Origin of the sequence: Mesorhizobium sp. Cs1299R1N3 (genome assembly GCF_037179625.1) — a bacterium.
GTDB lineage: Bacteria > Pseudomonadota > Alphaproteobacteria > Rhizobiales > Rhizobiaceae > Mesorhizobium > Mesorhizobium salmacidum.
Window position 1 is genome coordinate 56,549 of the sequence record NZ_JAPYKQ010000007.1, and the last position, 16,599, is coordinate 73,147.

At 63.4% G+C, this 16,599-nt stretch carries 22 protein-coding genes; 10 read left to right on the forward strand and 12 right to left on the reverse strand.

Annotation, left to right across the window (positions count from 1 at the left end; translation table 11 throughout):
- Positions 1-9: 9 nt before the first annotated feature.
- Together O7B34_RS17130 and O7B34_RS17135 are read right to left on the reverse strand one after the other, a co-directional pair.
- Positions 10-2,349, reverse strand: coding sequence for a response regulator (locus O7B34_RS17130; RefSeq protein WP_337147163.1), 2,340 nt, complete (start codon positions 2,347-2,349; stop codon positions 10-12).
- 109 nt (positions 2,350-2,458) lie between these two features.
- Entirely contained in the window at positions 2,459-3,376 is a 918-nt protein-coding gene (locus tag O7B34_RS17135) for a polyprenyl synthetase family protein (protein ID WP_337147165.1), read from the reverse strand.
- Positions 3,377-3,454: 78 nt separating this feature from the next.
- Here O7B34_RS17135 and O7B34_RS17140 point away from each other — a divergent pair, with 78 nt between their 5' ends.
- The 3 genes from O7B34_RS17140 (at position 3,455) to O7B34_RS17150 (ending at position 5,193) form a co-directional block, all read left to right on the forward strand.
- Complete coding sequence (locus O7B34_RS17140; protein ID WP_337147166.1) at positions 3,455-4,216, forward strand: biosynthetic peptidoglycan transglycosylase; 762 nt, start codon at positions 3,455-3,457, stop codon at positions 4,214-4,216.
- Positions 4,217-4,357: 141 nt separating this feature from the next.
- Positions 4,358-4,540 (forward strand): 50S ribosomal protein L32, encoded by a 183-nt coding sequence (gene rpmF / locus O7B34_RS17145; RefSeq protein ID WP_008834724.1) that lies wholly within the window; start codon positions 4,358-4,360, stop codon positions 4,538-4,540.
- Positions 4,541-4,791: 251 nt separating this feature from the next.
- Positions 4,792-5,193, forward strand: coding sequence for a hypothetical protein (locus tag O7B34_RS17150; protein WP_027141869.1), 402 nt, complete (start codon positions 4,792-4,794; stop codon positions 5,191-5,193).
- Between the two features lie 3 nt (positions 5,194-5,196).
- On the opposite strand, the gene O7B34_RS17155 is transcribed toward O7B34_RS17150, so the two are convergent.
- From O7B34_RS17155 to O7B34_RS17165, 3 genes are all read right to left on the reverse strand, one after another.
- Positions 5,197-5,628 (reverse strand): GlcG/HbpS family heme-binding protein, encoded by a 432-nt coding sequence (locus O7B34_RS17155; protein WP_337147167.1) that lies wholly within the window; start codon positions 5,626-5,628, stop codon positions 5,197-5,199.
- Between the two features lie 164 nt (positions 5,629-5,792).
- Positions 5,793-6,026, reverse strand: coding sequence for a hypothetical protein (locus O7B34_RS17160; protein WP_027141871.1), 234 nt, complete (start codon positions 6,024-6,026; stop codon positions 5,793-5,795).
- A gap of 76 nt (positions 6,027-6,102) precedes the next feature.
- Entirely contained in the window at positions 6,103-6,624 is a 522-nt protein-coding gene (locus tag O7B34_RS17165) for a winged helix-turn-helix transcriptional regulator (protein WP_027141872.1), read from the reverse strand.
- A 92-nt stretch (positions 6,625-6,716) separates the two neighbouring features.
- On the opposite strand from O7B34_RS17165, the gene O7B34_RS17170 reads away from it, so the two are divergent.
- The 3 genes from O7B34_RS17170 to O7B34_RS17180 all read left to right on the forward strand — a co-directional run bounded on the left by O7B34_RS17170 (position 6,717) and on the right by O7B34_RS17180 (position 8,628).
- Positions 6,717-7,553: an alpha/beta fold hydrolase gene (locus O7B34_RS17170; protein WP_337147168.1), complete on the forward strand. Its 837-nt coding sequence runs from the start codon at positions 6,717-6,719 to the stop codon at positions 7,551-7,553.
- 89 nt (positions 7,554-7,642) lie between these two features.
- Positions 7,643-8,299: a glutathione S-transferase family protein gene (locus O7B34_RS17175; protein WP_337147169.1), complete on the forward strand. Its 657-nt coding sequence runs from the start codon at positions 7,643-7,645 to the stop codon at positions 8,297-8,299.
- Between the two features lie 5 nt (positions 8,300-8,304).
- Entirely contained in the window at positions 8,305-8,628 is a 324-nt protein-coding gene (locus tag O7B34_RS17180; protein WP_149907640.1) for an ArsR/SmtB family transcription factor, read from the forward strand.
- 129 nt (positions 8,629-8,757) lie between these two features.
- Here the strand turns inward: O7B34_RS17180 and O7B34_RS17185 are convergent, their stop codons facing one another.
- From O7B34_RS17185 to O7B34_RS17195, 3 genes are all read right to left on the reverse strand, one after another.
- Positions 8,758-9,021: an ArsR/SmtB family transcription factor gene (locus O7B34_RS17185; RefSeq protein WP_010911936.1), complete on the reverse strand. Its 264-nt coding sequence runs from the start codon at positions 9,019-9,021 to the stop codon at positions 8,758-8,760.
- Positions 9,022-9,052: 31 nt separating this feature from the next.
- Positions 9,053-10,318 carry an MFS transporter gene (locus O7B34_RS17190; RefSeq protein ID WP_442920972.1) on the reverse strand — a complete coding sequence of 422 codons (1,266 nt, stop codon included), beginning with the start codon at positions 10,316-10,318 and terminating at the stop codon, positions 9,053-9,055.
- Positions 10,319-10,386: 68 nt separating this feature from the next.
- Positions 10,387-10,581, reverse strand: coding sequence for a DUF1192 domain-containing protein (locus tag O7B34_RS17195; RefSeq protein ID WP_027141877.1), 195 nt, complete (start codon positions 10,579-10,581; stop codon positions 10,387-10,389).
- Between the two features lie 122 nt (positions 10,582-10,703).
- Here O7B34_RS17195 and O7B34_RS17200 point away from each other — a divergent pair, with 122 nt between their 5' ends.
- The 3 genes from O7B34_RS17200 (at position 10,704) to O7B34_RS17210 (ending at position 13,018) form a co-directional block, all read left to right on the forward strand.
- Positions 10,704-11,714: an NAD(P)H-quinone oxidoreductase gene (locus O7B34_RS17200; RefSeq protein ID WP_337147170.1), complete on the forward strand. Its 1,011-nt coding sequence runs from the start codon at positions 10,704-10,706 to the stop codon at positions 11,712-11,714.
- 179 nt (positions 11,715-11,893) lie between these two features.
- Entirely contained in the window at positions 11,894-12,034 is a 141-nt protein-coding gene (locus O7B34_RS17205; RefSeq protein ID WP_064987068.1) for a DUF1127 domain-containing protein, read from the forward strand.
- 288 nt (positions 12,035-12,322) lie between these two features.
- Positions 12,323-13,018 carry a DUF1013 domain-containing protein gene (locus O7B34_RS17210; RefSeq protein WP_140509080.1) on the forward strand — a complete coding sequence of 232 codons (696 nt, stop codon included), beginning with the start codon at positions 12,323-12,325 and terminating at the stop codon, positions 13,016-13,018.
- 169 nt (positions 13,019-13,187) lie between these two features.
- On the opposite strand, the gene O7B34_RS17215 is transcribed toward O7B34_RS17210, so the two are convergent.
- From O7B34_RS17215 to O7B34_RS17230, 4 genes are all read right to left on the reverse strand, one after another.
- Positions 13,188-13,907, reverse strand: coding sequence for a helix-turn-helix transcriptional regulator (locus tag O7B34_RS17215; protein ID WP_013529238.1), 720 nt, complete (start codon positions 13,905-13,907; stop codon positions 13,188-13,190).
- Positions 13,908-13,979: 72 nt separating this feature from the next.
- Positions 13,980-14,387: a hypothetical protein gene (locus O7B34_RS17220; protein ID WP_337147172.1), complete on the reverse strand. Its 408-nt coding sequence runs from the start codon at positions 14,385-14,387 to the stop codon at positions 13,980-13,982.
- A gap of 69 nt (positions 14,388-14,456) precedes the next feature.
- Positions 14,457-15,047 (reverse strand): DJ-1/PfpI family protein, encoded by a 591-nt coding sequence (locus tag O7B34_RS17225; protein ID WP_337147174.1) that lies wholly within the window; start codon positions 15,045-15,047, stop codon positions 14,457-14,459.
- Positions 15,048-15,131: 84 nt separating this feature from the next.
- The gene (locus tag O7B34_RS17230) at positions 15,132-15,299 is read right to left on the reverse strand and encodes a hypothetical protein (RefSeq protein WP_015315361.1); all 168 of its coding nucleotides are present in this window, start codon (positions 15,297-15,299) and stop codon (positions 15,132-15,134) included.
- A gap of 266 nt (positions 15,300-15,565) precedes the next feature.
- Here O7B34_RS17230 and O7B34_RS17235 point away from each other — a divergent pair, with 266 nt between their 5' ends.
- Complete coding sequence (locus O7B34_RS17235; protein ID WP_337147175.1) at positions 15,566-16,519, forward strand: ring-cleaving dioxygenase; 954 nt, start codon at positions 15,566-15,568, stop codon at positions 16,517-16,519.
- Positions 16,520-16,599: the final 80 nt, after the last annotated feature.

Below are 16,599 nucleotides of genomic sequence, written 5' to 3' on the forward strand. Positions count from 1 at the left end.
GATGGGTGGTCAGGCCGTCTTGGCCACCACCGTCTCGCTGAGCCAGGTGCCGATCTTGGCGCCGAGGCGATCGGGCGAAACGGGCTTGGGCAGATAGTCGTCCATGCCGGCCTCGATGCACTTGTCGCGGTCGCCCTTCAGCGCATGCGCGGTGACGCCGATGATCGGGATGTGGCCGCCGGACGAAGCTTCGATGGCCCGGATGGCGCGTGTCGCCTCGTAACCGTTCATTTCCGGCATTGAGACGTCCATCAGAACCAGCCTCGGATGCAGCGACCGGTACATCTCGACCGCGGTGCGGCCATTGCCGGCGATGCGATAGCTCAAGCCGAGCCCATTGAGGATTTGGCCGAAGACCATCTGGTTCACGTCATTGTCCTCGGCGATGAGGATGTCGATCGGGCTGTTCGGCGCCACATTCGATTCTGGCACTGTCGCGACCGGCACGGCGGGGCCACGGATAACCGTGAAGGCCGGCGGAGCCGCCTGGGGCATCGGTTGGACCGGCTCGCGAATGAACTGCGCCTTGCCGACCTGCGAACGCGCCTTCTGGATGACCGAGATGACCGTGCCGAGCAGGACCGCCGACCGCGCCGGCTTGGTCAGATGCGCCGATATGCCGAAGTCGATGATCATCTTGCCGAAATCGACTTGGTCGACCGAGGTCAGAATAACGACCGGGATGGCGGACAGCCGGCTGTCCGCGGCGATGGCCCGGGCGACATCGGCGCCGTTCATGCCGGGCATCTGATAGTCGAGGATGATACAGTCGACGCTGGCGCCGAGTTGGCAGGCGCGATCGAGGAAGGCGAGGCCAACCGCGCCGCTTTCCGCGGCGGCGCAGTCGAAGCCCCAGCTTCTGAGCTGTTCGAGCAGGATCTCGCGGTTGACCGGATTGTCATCGATGACCAGCACGCGCGCGCCGGTGACGTCCACCGGCACGATAGCATCGCGCGCCTCGGCGCGGTGGACCGGCAGCGGCACGGCGAACCAGAAGACGGAGCCGCGGCCGATCTCGCTCTCGACGCCGATCTTGCCGGCCATCAGGTCGACGAGACGGGCGGCGATGGCGAGTCCAAGGCCGGTGCCTTCGTGACGACGGGTCGAGGAGCCATCGACCTGGGCGAACTTCTCGAACACGTTCTGCAATTTCTCGGCCGGGATGCCGATGCCGGTGTCCTCGACGCGCAGCTTGAGCTGGACGACGTCGTTGACGGTTTCACCGCCGACATCGATCAGCACATGGCCCTTCTCGGTGAATTTGACCGCATTGCCGACCAGGTTGGTGACGATCTGCCGAAAGCGGCCGGCGTCGCCGACGACATAGGCCGGCAGCCTGGGGTCGACGCGCACGATAAGTTCCAGGTTCTTCTCGGCGACGCGCGCCGACACAAGCGTCGCCACATCCTCCACCGCTTCCGAGAGGCGGAAGGGGGCAGGATCGAGCGTCAGCTGCCCAGCATTGATCTTCGAGAAATCGAGAATGTCGTTGATGATGGTGAGAAGCGCGTTGCCTGATTTGACGATGACGTCGGTGAAGGTCTTCTGGCGCGGGTTCAACTCGGTCTTGGCCAGCAATTCGGCCATGCCGAGCACGCCGTTCATCGGCGTGCGGATCTCGTGGCTCATATTGGCCAGGAATTCCGACTTGGCGCGGTCGGCGGCCTCTGCCTTGAACAAGGATTCGGCCGACTGGGCAAAGGCGCGACGGATCGCCTGTTCCATCGGCCGGAAGATCCAGAAGGCGACGATGGCCAGGACGGCAAACAACAGGCCGCTCGCCCACAAAAGCAGCCGGTCGCTGGAGGCGTCCGCCAGATGGCGTTCCTCGTCCATCGCGGTGCGGACCCGCACCAGCATGGGCTGAACGAACAGGTCGTTCTGGTTGCGGATTTCGCGAGGACTCCATTCATCGGTCTTTTGCGCCACCGACATCAGATTGAAGTTGCGAACCATGTCACGCGGCGACCAGAACAGATCGCCGTTGACGGAAGCGGCTGCCAGTTCGTTGACGGTCTTGGCCGACAGGCGCTGACGTATCGCCGCGAACTGGGCGGTCAGTGCCTCGATCTCGCCGGTCAGACGCTCGGAATGGCCGCGCGCCGAAGCCGTCAGCGCATCGCGCGTCTCGATCCGCCAGGCGGAACTGGTTGTCTCGGCGAAGCTCGTGGCGTTGCGCAGGTCGCGGGTGAAAACGACCAGATTGCTGCTCAGCGCATCGATCTCATGGCGCAAGGAATTGACGCGATTGAGCGCACCCATGATGGCGGCCGAAGCCAGCGCGAAAACCAACAATCCTGAAAGATAACGTATCCGGACGGACCGGATGAAGGAAGAATATTCCGGCATGCGCAACCCCAAAACATACGCATTCTAAGAATTGGGATTACGCTTCATTTACATTAAGATTTCGTTGGCACAACCACAGGTGCAATGTGCAACCCGAATGGGCCTTCCGTCAGCTGTTGCGGGTTGCCACGAAGGTCGCGGCGGCCTTCAGCAGGGCCGCCTTTTCGCCATAGGGCTCGAGCAGCGCGTGCGCCTGGCCGACGAGACCGTCGAGCTGCCTGCGTGCCCAATCCGCGCCGTGCAAGGCAACCAGCGTCCCCTTGCCCGCGGCGGCATCCTTGCCGGTCGCCTTGCCCATCTGCCTGGCGTCGGCCGTCAGATCCAGCAGGTCGTCGGCGAGCTGGAAGGCAAGGCCGATCGCCGACCCGAACTCGGCCAGCCTTTCCCGGTCATCGGACTGTGCGCCGGCCAGGATTGCACCCGCCTCGCAGGCGAAGCGGATCAAGGCGCCGGTCTTCATCGCCTGCAGCCGGATGATGCCGGCCTCGTCCGGTCGCACCAGCTCGGCTTCGAGATCAAGCTTCTGGCCGCCCACCATGCCGCCGGCCCCGGCGGCGCGGGCCAGCGCCAGCACCAGCGCGGCCCGCCGCTCGGCCGGCAGCGCGGTCGCTTCGCCGGCGAGGATATCGAAGGCGAGCGTCAGCAGTGCGTCGCCGGCCAGGATGGCGGTGGCCTCGTCAAAGGCCTTGTGCACGGTCGGCTGGCCGCGGCGCAGGTCATCGTCGTCCATCGCCGGCAGGTCATCATGGATCAGCGAATAGCAATGCACGCATTCGAGTGCCGCCGCGACGCGCAGCGCGGCTTCACCATCGGCGGAAAACAGTGTCGCACTTTCCATGACCAGGAAGGGGCGAAGGCGCTTGCCGCCGTTAAGCACGCCATGGCGCATCGCCGCCATCAGGCGATCGGGCCGCGCGATCTCGCCCGATAGCGGGCGGTCGTCGAGCAGCCGGCGCAGCATCACCTCGACGGCGGCCGCGCGCCTGATGAGCGCCATTTCGAACGCCATTTCGTCCTCATTCGTCATGGCCGGGACCGGTAGCCGACACTCAGACGTTGCGCAAGAAGGCAAGCGCCATTATGCCGGAGCAAGGAGAAGTGCGGGTTGGGCGGCTTGGCGGAACCGATCGTCGATCATGAGACCGAAAAGCTGGACATGGCGACGAGATCGCGAGGCTTGAACCGTCGCAGTCTCAGGCGCTGGGTCCGGCGCGGCATCGTCGCGGCCGCCGTGCTGGCGCTTATCCCGGTGGTGCTGACCTTTCTCTACCTGCCGTTCTTCGTGCATCCGGTATCGACGCTGATGCTGAAGGACCTTGCAACCTTCTCCGGCTACGACCGGCGCTGGGTTTCCATTGATGACGTGGCACCGGTGCTCGCCCATTCGGTCATCATGTCGGAGGATGGGCAGTTCTGTTTCCACCGCGGCGTCGATCTCGGCGAGCTCAGGGGCGTCGTCGACGATGCGCTGGCCGGCGAGGCGACACGCGGCGCCTCGACCATCACCATGCAGACGGTGAAGAACCTCTTCCTCTGGTCGCGGCCGCTGGGCTCGGTACGCAAGGTCGTCGAACTGCCGCTGGCCGTCTATTTCGACGCGGTGATGTCGAAACGGCGCATCATGGAGATCTATCTCAACATCGCCGAATGGGGGCCGGGCATCTACGGCATCGAGGCGGCGGCGCAGCACCATTTCGGCATTTCCGCAAAGCAGTTGTCGCGCCGGCAGGCGGCCCTTCTCGCCGTCAGCTTGCCCAATCCGATCGCCCGCAATCCGGCAAAACCCGGACCGGGCCTCAGACGGCTTGCCAACCTGATCGAGCGGCGCGCCGGGCGCTCAGGCGCTTATGTCGGCTGTCTGGACTAGCCGGTACAAAAAAGATTCACCGCAGTGCTGGCCAAAACGGTGTCAGGCGTGTATAGGCACCCGACTTTCTCAGATTTAGGCCCCGACATGGCCCTTTCACGAGGGCGGGCGGGGCTTTTGACCATGTAGTGGAGCATATCCATGGCCGTTCCGAAACGCAAAACCTCTCCGTCCAAGCGCGGCATGCGCCGCTCGGCCGACGCCCTCAAGGCCCCGACCTATGTCGAGGACAAGAATTCCGGCGAAATGCGCCGCCCGCACCACATCGACCTGAAGACCGGCATGTACCGTGGTCGCCAGGTGCTGACGCCCAAGGAAAGCTGAGCCCAGCTTTTTTCGAAGGTTAGAGTTGCAAAAGACCGGCCTCTGGCTGGTCTTTTTGCGTTTGGTGCGGCGTGCGCGCCGGCTACTTCAAACGCCGAGTTTTCGTCTCTCGTTTTTTCATGTCGGCCGGGCAAACGGCTGACATGGTTGTTGCGTCCGGTCTTCGACCGTGTTTGCGGCCGTGCACGAAAAATCTTGACGCCGTGCCTGTGGAGCATTCTACAGAAGGTGCCCCCATATGGAGACGCCAGATGTTCGGTGCCGTCCCGCTTTTGATCGTGCCTTTCGTGCTCTACAATCTCGGCCTGCTCGGTATATTCGGCGGCGGCGACGATCCGTGGGCGAGCGAGATATTCTCGTTCCGCATGATGTCGGGCGGGGTGTTCTCGATGACGCTCGGCGACCTGATCGTGCTGATCGGGCTGATCTTCCTGTTCCTCGAAATGGTGAAGTCGGCGCGCACGACCACGGCCTCGATCATGGACCATCTCCTGTCGACGCTTGTCTTCGTCGCTTTCCTGGTCGAGTTCCTGCTGGTGAAGGGTGCCGCCCACTCCATCTTCTTCACGCTGATGATCATCGCGCTGTTCGACGTGCTGGCCGGGTTCGCGGTGTCGATGCGGTCGGCCAGCCGCGACATCAATTTGAATTGAGGCTCAGCCCGGGTCAGCGGTGAAGCCGGCGGCTTCAATGCCGGCAATCGCGGCTGCCTCGTCATTGTCTGACGTGTCGCCGGAAATACCGACGGCGCCGATGATGATGCCGGCTTTGTCGCGGATCAGCACGCCGCCGACGACCGGCAGCACGCGTCCCCCCGACACGTCGGAAATGCCGGCAACCAGATGCGGACGTTCCTTTGCGAAGGCCTCGACCTTGCGCGAGCCCATGCCGATGGCCAGCGCGCCATAGGCCTTGCCGGCCGACATTTGCGGGCGCAGGAACGAAGCGCCGTCTTGGCGCTGGAAGGCGACCAGGTGCCCGCCGGCGTCGAGCACCGAGACGCCGAGCGGCTTGAGCTTGAGATCGGCGCCCCTGGCGAAAGCGGCGTTGATGATCTCGGCGGCCTTTTCGAGCGATAGCACGGTCATGGCGATCTCCTGCTGAACAGCCCAATCATCGGCGACCAGCCGGACGAGGCAATCCCGGTTTCGGTTGAAATTGCTTCCTGTGAAGCCGCGGGATCAAGGCGCGCCTGTCCGACGGCGTCACGACTGCTCGATTCAAGGCGAGGAATTGGCGGAAAGGCGGGGCGTTACTTTTTCTTGGCGCGGGCCGGCTTCTTGGCGGGGACGGCAGGCGTGTTGGCTAGATCTTCGGCTTCCTTGGCGAGCCGCAGCGCTCGCAGCTTGTCGGTCTTGGCCTTGCGGGCGTCGCTCTCGGCGACGTATTCGGCCATGGCCTTCTGACGGACCGTCGCCGCCTCCTCCTGCTTCTTGAAGCGCAGATCGGCACGCGCGCGGGCAGTGTCCCTAGAGTTCTCAACCAAGAGCCTATCCAATCCCGTCACGTGTGATTTCCGTCCCTTGTAGCAGAGCCGGCCTTTCAACGGGAAAAATAGTTGATCAGCCGGCCGGGCTGGCGTTGAGCGCCTTTTCGGCAACGACCGCTTCATAGGCGGCCCGCAGCGTCGCGCGGACAGAGGGGCCGGGCGCTGTATCGAGGGGTGTGCCGAGGTGCTCATGGCGCAACTCGGCCATGAATTTCTCCCACATTGGCGGTCCGCCCTTTTCCAGGAGTTCGGCGCGGATCGAAAGTTCCTCGCTGGTCGGCAGCCAGACGCGGCCCCAGGCGCCGAGATGGGCCAGGATGGGGACCAGCGTGATGGCCATCTCGGTCAGGCTGTAGATCGCCTTCTGCTTGTGCGAAGGATCGTCCGCCTTGGTCAGCATGCCGAGCTCCATCAGCCGCTTCAACCGGTCGGCGAGGATGTTGGAGGCAATGCCTTCCATCGACCCGTTGAGCAGTTCACGAAAATGGCGCCTGCCGCCAAAAATCATGTCGCGCAGGATGATCAGGCTCCAGCGGTCGCCGAACACCTCCAGCGAGAGGTTGATCGGGCAGCCGGACCGGCGATCGAGGGTCATTCCATTTTCTCCACGAAACCGGTTGCATTATCGTATCGGTTTTATTATCGTGCAACCGATTGCAAAATGCAAGCAGATGAGAAGGCCATGAGATGACGACCAAAGACCGTCCGGAGATCATATCCGAAACCTTCGGCGATCCGGCGGATCCGGCACTGCTGCTTATCATGGGCGCTATGGCCTCGATGCTTTGGTGGCCGGAGGCGTTTTGCCGGAAGCTGGCGGATGCCGGCCTATACGTGATCCGCTACGACAATCGCGACACCGGCCGGTCGACCAAATATCCGGTGGGACAGCCGCCCTATACTTTCGACGACATGGCCGAGGACGCAATTGCCGTTCTCGACAGCCACGGCATCGGCAAGGCCCATGTCGCGGGCATGTCGATGGGCGGCATGATCGCGCAACTCGTCGCGCTCAAGCACCCCTCCCGTGTCGCATCGCTGACGGTGATCAGCAGTTCGCCCGTGGGGACCGACACTTCGCATTTGCCGCGGACGACCGACGCCTATCTGGAGCATTCGGCCGATGGGGCCAAAGTCGATTGGGCGGACCGCCGCCAGGTCATCGATTTCATGGTCAGGGATGCGCGGGTAATCGCCAGCACTGCCCATCCGTTCGACGAGGAGGGGATGAGAGCGTTCATCGAACGGGATTATATCAGGTCCGGCGGCTTCCTGAGCGCCACCAATCATTTCATGCTCAAGGGCACGGATCAGTGGAAGGGTCGCCTGCACGAGATGAAAGCGCCATTGCTGGTCATCCACGGCACGTCGGATCCGATCTTTCCGATCGAGCATGGCGAGGCCTTGGCCCAAGCTGTTGGCGGCGCGAAACTCCTTCGCGTCGAAGGCGGCGGTCACGAACTGCATCCGGATGACTGGCCTGACATGGAAGCCGCCATCGTCGCGCACGTCCGATCCAGCTGAGACTTCGTGGGTCAGCCTTGATGAGCAAGGCTCACCGAAATAGTTAAGCAGATGATTCAGTATTGCCGCAGAAACAGACGAGCACAAGAATGTCCCTGACGCTGCATTTCCATCCGCTGGCCTCCTTCTGCTGGAAACCGCTGATCGCCCTCTACGAGAATGCCACGCCTTTTTCGCCGGTCATTGTCGATCTCGGCGACGAGCAATCGCGCGCGGCCTTCCTGAAGGTTTCGCCGACCGGCAAGATGCCGGCGCTGCGCGACGACGCGCGTGACCGTACGGTGCTGGAATCGACGATTGTCGTGGAATATCTGGCCGCGCACTATCCGGGATCGGTCGACCTCGTTCCCGCCGACATCGACATGGCGCTGGCGGTCCGCCAGGCCGACCGCTTCTATGATTTCTATGTGCAGGAGCCGATGCAGAAGATCGTCGGCGACAGGTTGCGGCCGCAGGACAAGACCGATCCATTCGGTGTCGAGCAGGCGCGCGGCCAGTTGCGCAATTCCTACGCCATCATCGAACAGGAGATGCAATCGAGAGAATGGGCTGTGGGCGATGCCTTCACCATGGCCGATTGCGCGGCGTCTCCGGCGCTCTTCTACGCCAACAAGGTCGAGCCGTTCGGCGACAAATATCCCGCCGTGAAGCGCTATCACGACCGCCTGCTGCAGCGCGCCGCCTTCATCAGGGTGATCGAGGAGGCGCAGCCCTATTTCAAGCTCTTCCCCTACAACAACGGCTGATCGCGATGCTGCATGATCCCGCCCAGCTCGACCTGATGTTTCAGGCGCTCGCCGATCCGGCGCGGCGGCAGATGGTCGACCGGCTGTCACGCGGCCCCGCCTCGGTGAGCCAGTTGGCCGAGCCGCTGGCCATGTCGCTGTCGGCGGTCGTCCAGCACCTCAATCTCCTGGAGGCGAGCGGCCTCGTGCGTACGCAGAAGGTCGGGCGGGTGCGCACCTGCCAGATCGAGCCGAAGGCACTCCGAGCGGCTGAGCACTGGATCAACGAGCGGCGCCTCTCATGGGAACGCCGGCTGGATCGGCTCGGTGACTTCCTGGCCGAGAGCTAGACAGGGCGGGTACCGCGGCTAAAGCGCGTCGCGTCGAAAAGGATACTTGCGACGCGCCTTAGGTCTTTGCCCGATGCATGTCGTTGTCGCAAACCGAGATCACTTTTGCGCGAGATGCACTAGAAATAATCAGGCTTCCCAGAATTGATCGAGCCAGATGTTGAGTCTCAGGAAACCGGCATTGCTCACCGTGTAGACACGCCTCGTGCCCTCAGCCTTGGCGTTGACCAGTCCGGCGTCAAGCAACACTTTCAGATGCTGTGACACGGCCGGACGGGAGACCGGCAGCCCGGCCGCCAATTCGTTGACGGTCTTCGGACCGCGTCGAAGTTCTTCCAGAAGATGGCGCCGATTGGGGTCGGCGATCGCCATGAAGGCGTCGGAAAACATCATGCCTCATTTGTGAGGCAAAGTTTTTCAAATCTCAACTGTTTGCTTCTGCTTTTCTTCTCGGATCAAGCCGCAATGCTTCGGGGGTCACCGAACGGTCGGCCGGCTGCGTCTTGAAGGCATCGCGATCCTCGATCGGCACCGGAGCGCGGCGGCTGATGCGCAGCAGCGTATAGCCTGCCAGGGACAGATGCGCCAAGGCGGTCGCCAGGAACAGGCCCTCCGGGCGCATCCAGCTCATCAGGGCCGCCGCCAGCAAAGGCCCGATCATGGTGCCGAAGCCGTAAAGCAGCAGCAGGCCGCCCGATACCTTGACGAAATCCTCGGAGCGCGCGTGGTCGTTGGCATGCGCCACGGCAATCGAATAGAGCGTGTAGGCGAAAGCGCCATAGGCGGCGGTGAAGACGAGGACGAAGACTGCGGAGCGCGGCTCGAACAGGAAGATGAGAAGCGCGAACAGCGCCGCGCCGCAAGCGGCACCCGCCAGCACGAAACGCCGGTCGGTCTTGTCGGAGAGACGCCCGGCCGGAAGCTGCATGGCGGCACCGGCGACGACCACAAGGCTCATCATCAAGGCGATCTCGGCAGTAGGGATGCCGATGCGGGCACCGTAGACCGCGCCAAGCGTGCCCCAGGCGCCATTGGCGATGCCGATCAAGAGGCAGGCAATCGCCGACACCGGAGAGTTGGCGTAGAGCCCCCTGACGTCGAGCTTGACGTCCTGCAGCGGCTTCGGATGCGAGGCGGTCGAAACCGCGGTCGGAATGAGCGACAGGCAGAACAGGATGCCGGTGATCATGAACAGCGACGCCGATTTCACGTCACCGCCGGCGACGATCATCTGTCCGCCCATGATCGAGGCATAGGTGACCATCATGTAGAGGCCGAAGACGGTGCCGCGGTTCTCGTTGGTGGCCTTCTCGTTCAGCCAGCTCTCGATGACCATGAAGGCGCCGGCCATGGTAAAACCGGTGAAGGCCCGTAGCAGGATCCAGACATACTCGTCGATGACAAGGCCCGTCAGCAGCGCCACGATGGCGCCGGACGCGGCAAAGGTGCCGAAGGCGCGCACATGTCCGGCGCGGCGCACGATGCGCGGCGCAAAGAAACAGCCGGTGACGAAGCCGCCGGCCCAGGCCGTGCCCATCAGGCCAAGCGACGCGGTCGAGAATCCTTCCACCTGGCCGCGCAGAGGCAACAGCAGCCCGTGCAGTCCCGATGCCGCCAGAAGGAAGGCGGTGCCGCGAAGCAGGGAAAGGATCGGTCTGTAGGCTGCGAGCATTTTTTGATCCGGCTGCACTGGGAGGGAAGCAGGTTTGAAGACAGTCGCATTCGGGCTTTTCGGCGGCGGGCGGTTACCTCAGCGAATTATCCGCGGCGAAACAGCGCCTCGGCGGCCGACTTGGTGTTGTCCTTGGTCTTGAGTTCGGCCTCCAGCCGGGCGATCTCGTCGCGCAGGATGCCGATGCGCTCGGACAGTTCACCGACGGAAAGCAGCGACAGGTCCTGCCCGATCTCGTGCGGGCGTGCCTTCTTCTTGGGTTCGTCGTCGAAGATCGCCATCGTTGCTCCTCCTCCGCCAGACCAGATTGGCCATTTGCCTGATTTGGCAATGAGCATACATAGGGCAGGGGTGTCGATGCAAACAGCCGGTAAGAGTGCGGCGAGGAAAGACGGGAAACTTCATGGCGAGGGGACAGAAAATTCCGGCACGGATGACGGCGATCGCGATCTCGGAGCCGGGCGGCCCCCGGGTGTTGAAGCCGGAAGCGCGCGACGTGCCGCTGCCCGGCCCCGGAGAAATCCTGATCAAGGTCCATGCCGCCGGCGTCAACCGGCCCGACGTCCAGCAACGCAAGGGCGCCTATCCGCCGCCGCCCGGCGCATCGGACCTGCCGGGCCTCGAGGTGTCGGGAGAAGTGGCCGCTCTTGGCGACGAGATATCGCGCTGGCGCATTGGCGACCGGGTCTGCGCGCTCACGCCCGGCGGCGGCTATGCCGAATATGCTAGGGTTCATGCAGGCAGCGTTCTGCCGCTGCCGGCGGGTTTCACCCACACGGAAGCGGCGGCGGTGCCGGAGAACTACTTCACCGTCTGGCACAATGTGTTCGAGCGCGGCGGGCTCAAGAAGGGTGAGACACTGCTCGTCCATGGCGGCTCGTCCGGCATCGGCACCACGGCGATCCAACTCGCCTCGGCCTTCGGCGCCTATGTCATCACCACCGCCGGATCCCAGGAGAAATGTGACGCCTGCCTGAAGCTCGGTGCCGACCGCGCGATCAATTACCGCGAGCAGGATTTCGTCGCTGCGGTCAAAGAGGCGACCGAAGGCCGGGGCGCCAACGTCATCCTCGACATGGTCGGTGGCGATTATGTCCAGCGAAACTACGAGGCCGCCGCTGTCGAGGGCCGGATCGTGCAGATCGCCGTCCAGGCCGGCGCGGTGGCGAGCGCCGACTTTTCCAAGGTCATGGTCAAGCGGCTGACCCATACGGGTTCGACGCTGAGGCCGCGCAGCGTCGAATTCAAGGCCGCGATCGCGGCGGCGCTGGAGGCGCAGGTATGGCCCCTGCTGGGCACGCGCAAGGTGGCGCCCGTCATGGACATGATCTACCCGCTCACGGACGCCTGGCGGGCTCACGAGCGGATGGAGGAGGGCGAGCATATAGGCAAGATCGTGCTCGACGTCGGCTAAATCGGCATCACCTCAATCGCGGCACGTCCGCAGCGCGCGCCCTTGCTTACAAGATGAACAGAAGCTTAATGGTGCAATGCAGCATTTGCATCATTGCTATGCAAAATCAGCCGTTCAAGTCCTCATCGATGATCACTATTTGAGCATCATCGAAACGAACCCAATTCAGGAGGACTACCATGAACCCGATCCGCGCTTTCCGTAACTGGCGCATGTACAACGAGACCGTTCGCGAACTGAACCGCCTCAACGCACGTCAGCTGAGTGACCTCGGCATCAACCGCGCCGACATTGAGAGGATCGCCCGCCAGGCGATCTGATTGCAAGCGCGACCCCGCCGCAAGGCAGGGGTCGCAATGCAGAGCCGATGTAGACGCTTGTCGTCGCCGGTTCCGAACCCGCTGGACCCTGTCCGGCGGGTTTTGTCTTTTGGGAGCAGAATAGCGGCGGAGGCAAATCGCGCCTGCCAGTTCGCGGTTTCGGGTGGGCTTCTCCAAAAACGTTGCGAAACAGGCAGGGAACGGTTATACAGGCCGCGAATTTCCCATTTTGGTGGCTCTAAACCACCGCCCGCGCGGGAACGCGGGCGAACGAGAAGGATTTTGCACATGGCCAATACGCTGCTGATGCCCAAGGCGACCGCCGTCTGGCTGGTCGACAATACCGCGCTTTCCTTCGAGCAGATCGCGCAGTTCTGCGGGCTGCATCCGCTCGAGGTCAAGGCGATCGCCGACGGCGAATCGGCGCAAGGCATCAAGGGCATGGACCCGATCATGACCGGACAGCTGACCCGCGACGAGATCGCGCGCGCCGAGAAAGACCCGAACCAGCGCCTGAAGCTTTCCGACCCCAAGGTGCGGGTGCCGGAATCCAAGCGCAAGGGACCGCGCTACACGCCACTGTCGAAGCGCCAGGACCGGCCGAATGCCATCCTGTGGCTGGTGCGCAACCATCCCGAACTCAAGGACGCGCAGATTTCGCGCCTCGTCGGCACCACCAAGTCGACCATCGAGCAGATCCGCGAACGCAAGCACTGGAATTCGGCCAACCTTCAGCCGATGGACCCGGTGACGCTGGGTCTCGCCTCGCAGATCGACCTCGACATGGAAGTCAACCGCGCCTCGCGTGGCCGCGAGCAGGCGCAGCCGGTCGGCGACACGCTGCTGCCGGCGGCATTGACCGAGCGGCTGGTGCCAGCGCCGGAGAAGCCGAAGGACGAGGATGCGGAGCTCGATGCCAACGCCGTGTTCGCCAAGCTGTCAGCGCTGAAGTCGAAGGATACCGACAGGGACGACGAGGAATAGGCGTCGGCTCTTCCTTCTCCCCTTGTGGGAGAAGGTGGCCGAGCGAAGCTCGGTCGGATGAGGGGTGTTCCAGGGAACACCGACGCCTCACTCCGCTGGAACACCCCTCATCCGTCTCGGCGCTGCGCGCCGATCCACCTTCTCCCACAAGGGGAGAAGGAAGAAACCGTCAGCTTCGCGCCGCGCGGTCCGGCGCCATGCCGTAATCCTCGCTGCGCTCCACCGCCCGGTAGAAATCGGCAAGCTGCTTGCCGCGTTCCGGCTTGAAAATGCGCCCTGCGATGACCACCGAGGCGATGCGATCGATGCGGAAGGCGCGGAAATCATCGCGCATCTCGCACCAGGCGACCAGCGTCCACACCTTGCCCCAGAACCACAGGCCGAGCGGCCTGATATCGCGCGCGGTGCCGCGGCCGGCTTCGTCGGAGTAGTCGATGGTCAGCACCTGGCGCTTTTCGACCGCGCGTTCGATCAGGTCGATCGCCTCGCGGGCGGCGTCGCTGACCACCCACATCGGCGTGTGGATCTCGGTGCGGGCGATGCGGTCCTTTTCGGCATCTGGGAGCACGGCACCGATCTTGACCAGCGCTTCGTCGGCCGCCCGCGCCATCGCAGCGCCGCCAAAGGCGCGAACCATGCGGGCGCCGGCAACCAGCGCCACGATCTCGTCACGCGTGAACATCAGCGGCGGAAGGTCGAAACCCTCCCTCATCATGTATCCAACGCCGGCCTCGCCATCGATCGGCACGCCCGTCGACTGCAGGTCGGCTATGTCGCGATAGATGGTGCGCTCGGAAACCTCGAGCCATGTGCCTAGCTTCTGGGCGGTGACCAGACGGCCACCACGCAGATGCTGCACGATCTGAAAGAGCCTGTCGGCGCGGCGCATCGTTTGCTTCCCCAGTGTTCTTCCCATGCATGCCGTGGCTCCCGGACCGGATCCACTTCCACGTGACATGCATTACGGTTTCAGCCCTTCGCGCTTGCGCTGCGTGGCAACAAATTCCGCGCCGAAGGACAGTTTCCTCGTTGTCGGCGTCTTCCCGTCGAGCACGCGCCAGAAGGGAGCGATGTCGCGGAGCGTCATGCCGCGCTCGAAATCCTCCTTGGCAGCCTCGGCGACCGGGCGCAGATGATAGCCTATGGTGACCGGGCATGTCACTTCGGCGCCATGCTCAATGGCAAGCGCCGTGCGCAGCGCACGAACGTCCATCTCGACGCCTTCAGGGATAGAGCGGATGAAATCATCGACCTGGCGCGCGGTCGGCACCAGCATCGGCTGGCCTTCGACGACGTCTCCCACCGTGCGCGGCGTTGGTTTCACGCCGTTGATGCCAGGCGTGTTCAGCCTGTCGTTCCAGTTTTTCATCGATCGTCCTCTCGGCCGGCCATGCGCATCATCATCCCACCATCGCACGCGCCTCCTGACAGCATACTGTCAGGAGGCTTCAGCATACTCCTTGGCGAACAGCGTCCGCATCTGTGCGAGATCGCCGCCTTTTTCCGGGTAAAGCGTCTGCAGAAAGGCAAGAGCGAAAGTGCCGGGCGCCGAACCCGGCGCGGACACGATCCTGCCGTCGGCCACGGCATAAGGCACGTCCTGATAATTGCCCTCGCCGGCATAGCCGGTCTCGCGGTGCTTGATCCAGTCATGGCCATTGCTGGTATGCCTGGCGTTCTCGAACATACCGGCCCGGGCCAGCGCAAGCGTCCCGGCGCAAATCCCGCCAACGACACCGCCGCGCCTGGCAACGGTCGTCAGCAGTTCGGATAAATCCGGCGGCGCCTTGCCCGCCCACTGGTCGGAACCGATGACGGCCACGGCATCGAGATCGGTATTCTCATCGACGCTGGCCGACCGGTCTGGCGTCAGCCGAAAACCGCTGATTCCGGTCACCGGCTTGCCTTCGGGCGTAACCGAGACGGCGCGAGCGCCGAACCATTCGACCGCCGAGGCCGCCAGCAGCCCATATTCCCAGTCGGCAAAGCCCTCGATGAACAGAAAGCCGATTGTCTTCCGATCGGGCATAAGCTCGCTCCATCCCTCGCGCGCCGGACCTAATATCTGGGTGCTGACGCGTCAGCGTCCAACTGCTGCATTGAAAATTTCGTCTCAATTGCCGTGATGGCGACGCTCGGCATACATGTCGGGCCAGCCGATATCCTTGCGAATGTCGGCGGGCAGCGCATTCATGAACCGCTGGGTCCGGATCTCGTTGCGCATCGTGCGGATCTTGCCGACATAATGCTGCATGCCGCGCAGAATGGTAAAACCGTTCATGACCAATCTCCTCTCTCTAACTGGAGACAGTATCGCACACCCCTCCTGACAGCAGTCTGTCAGGAGGATGGCAGGTCGTGCGACGACAGTTCCGTTCTTGCCGTGACAGGTCATGCGGCTGCGGATCGTTCACCAAGATCAAGCTAATCGGGGTTGTATTGTTCATCGCCTGGTGACGAACTGTCGGGATAGGCGGCCTTCAGCGAGGTGACCGGAGTTCTGATATGAAAGGAGAAAATTCTTCCCCCAAAAACAGGGAGACGACCATGAGCTTGCAACTGACAGGAACTCACCATCTGACCGCCATCACCGCCAATGCGCCCGGCAATCTTCATTTCTACACGAAGGTGCTGGGGCTGCGGTTGGTCAAGAAGACGGTGAACCAGGACGATACCTCGGCCTACCATCTCTTTTATGCCGACGGCGAGGCAACGCCGGGTACCGACCTCACCTTCTTCGACTGGCCGGTCGGCCGCGAACGGCGTGGCACGCACAGCATCGCGCGGACCAGTCTCAGGGTCAGCAGCCAGGAGAGCCTTGCCTGGTGGAAGCAGCACCTTGCCAGCGAAGGCATCGCGACAGGACAGATTGCCGATATCGGCGGTTACCCCAGCCTGAATTTCGAGGACCCCGAAGGCCAGCGCCTGCGGCTCGTCAGCGATGGCGGCGAGGGCGGCAGCCATCCCTGGCTGCAAAGCCCGGTGCCGGCCGAATATCAGATCCGTGGGCTCGGGCCGATCGTGATCAGTGTTCCCGACATCACCAACACCGAGGCGGTGCTGACCGAGGTGATGAATATGCGCAAGGCGCGTGACTATGCCTCGCCGGACGGCGAGGGCCAGGTCCACGTCTTCGAGATGGGCGCGGGCGGGCCGGCGGCGGAGCTTCATGTGGCCGTGCAGCCTGGGCTGGCGCCCGCAAGGCAAGGCGCCGGTGCGGTTCACCACGTCGCCTTCAGGGCGCCGGACCAGGAGACGTTGCATCAATGGACAGCGCGCCTGGCCGAATTCCGGCTGCCGTCGAGCGGCGAGGTCGAGCGCTACTACTTCCGCTCGCTCTATTTCCGCGAGCCGAACGGCATCCTGTTCGAGATCGCCACCGACGGGCCGGGGTTCACCGCCGACGAGCCGCTGGAGACGCTCGGCGAAAGCCTTGCCCTGCCGCCGTTCCTGGAGGCAAAACGGGCCTCGATCGAGGCCGGCCTCAAGCCGCTGAAATAGATCGCTGCGCGGTCAAGGCGGGCGCCGCGTTCCGGTTCGGGATCGCGGCGCCTTTTCTTTCCCGGAGACAGAACCAACCG

Excerpts from the sequence above, each read along its gene's own strand:
- O7B34_RS17130 (WP_337147163.1), bottom strand. The coding sequence starts at position 2,349 with ATGCCGGAATATTCTTCCTTCATCCGGTCCGTCCGGATACGTTATCTT.
- O7B34_RS17135 (WP_337147165.1), bottom strand. The coding sequence starts at position 3,376 with ATGACGAATGAGGACGAAATGGCGTTCGAAATGGCGCTCATCAGGCGC.
- rpmF (WP_008834724.1), top strand. The coding sequence starts at position 4,358 with ATGGCCGTTCCGAAACGCAAAACCTCTCCGTCCAAGCGCGGCATGCGC.
- O7B34_RS17150 (WP_027141869.1), top strand. The coding sequence starts at position 4,792 with ATGTTCGGTGCCGTCCCGCTTTTGATCGTGCCTTTCGTGCTCTACAAT.
- O7B34_RS17155 (WP_337147167.1), bottom strand. The coding sequence starts at position 5,628 with ATGACCGTGCTATCGCTCGAAAAGGCCGCCGAGATCATCAACGCCGCT.
- O7B34_RS17165 (WP_027141872.1), bottom strand. The coding sequence starts at position 6,624 with ATGACCCTCGATCGCCGGTCCGGCTGCCCGATCAACCTCTCGCTGGAG.
- O7B34_RS17170 (WP_337147168.1), top strand. The coding sequence starts at position 6,717 with ATGACGACCAAAGACCGTCCGGAGATCATATCCGAAACCTTCGGCGAT.
- O7B34_RS17175 (WP_337147169.1), top strand. The coding sequence starts at position 7,643 with ATGTCCCTGACGCTGCATTTCCATCCGCTGGCCTCCTTCTGCTGGAAA.
- O7B34_RS17180 (WP_149907640.1), top strand. The coding sequence starts at position 8,305 with ATGCTGCATGATCCCGCCCAGCTCGACCTGATGTTTCAGGCGCTCGCC.
- O7B34_RS17185 (WP_010911936.1), bottom strand. The coding sequence starts at position 9,021 with ATGATGTTTTCCGACGCCTTCATGGCGATCGCCGACCCCAATCGGCGC.
- O7B34_RS17195 (WP_027141877.1), bottom strand. The coding sequence starts at position 10,581 with ATGGCGATCTTCGACGACGAACCCAAGAAGAAGGCACGCCCGCACGAG.
- O7B34_RS17200 (WP_337147170.1), top strand. The coding sequence starts at position 10,704 with ATGGCGAGGGGACAGAAAATTCCGGCACGGATGACGGCGATCGCGATC.
- O7B34_RS17205 (WP_064987068.1), top strand. The coding sequence starts at position 11,894 with ATGAACCCGATCCGCGCTTTCCGTAACTGGCGCATGTACAACGAGACC.
- O7B34_RS17210 (WP_140509080.1), top strand. The coding sequence starts at position 12,323 with ATGGCCAATACGCTGCTGATGCCCAAGGCGACCGCCGTCTGGCTGGTC.
- O7B34_RS17215 (WP_013529238.1), bottom strand. The coding sequence starts at position 13,907 with ATGCGCCGCGCCGACAGGCTCTTTCAGATCGTGCAGCATCTGCGTGGT.
- O7B34_RS17220 (WP_337147172.1), bottom strand. The coding sequence starts at position 14,387 with ATGAAAAACTGGAACGACAGGCTGAACACGCCTGGCATCAACGGCGTG.
- O7B34_RS17225 (WP_337147174.1), bottom strand. The coding sequence starts at position 15,047 with ATGCCCGATCGGAAGACAATCGGCTTTCTGTTCATCGAGGGCTTTGCC.
- O7B34_RS17230 (WP_015315361.1), bottom strand. The coding sequence starts at position 15,299 with ATGAACGGTTTTACCATTCTGCGCGGCATGCAGCATTATGTCGGCAAG.
- O7B34_RS17235 (WP_337147175.1), top strand. The coding sequence starts at position 15,566 with ATGAGCTTGCAACTGACAGGAACTCACCATCTGACCGCCATCACCGCC.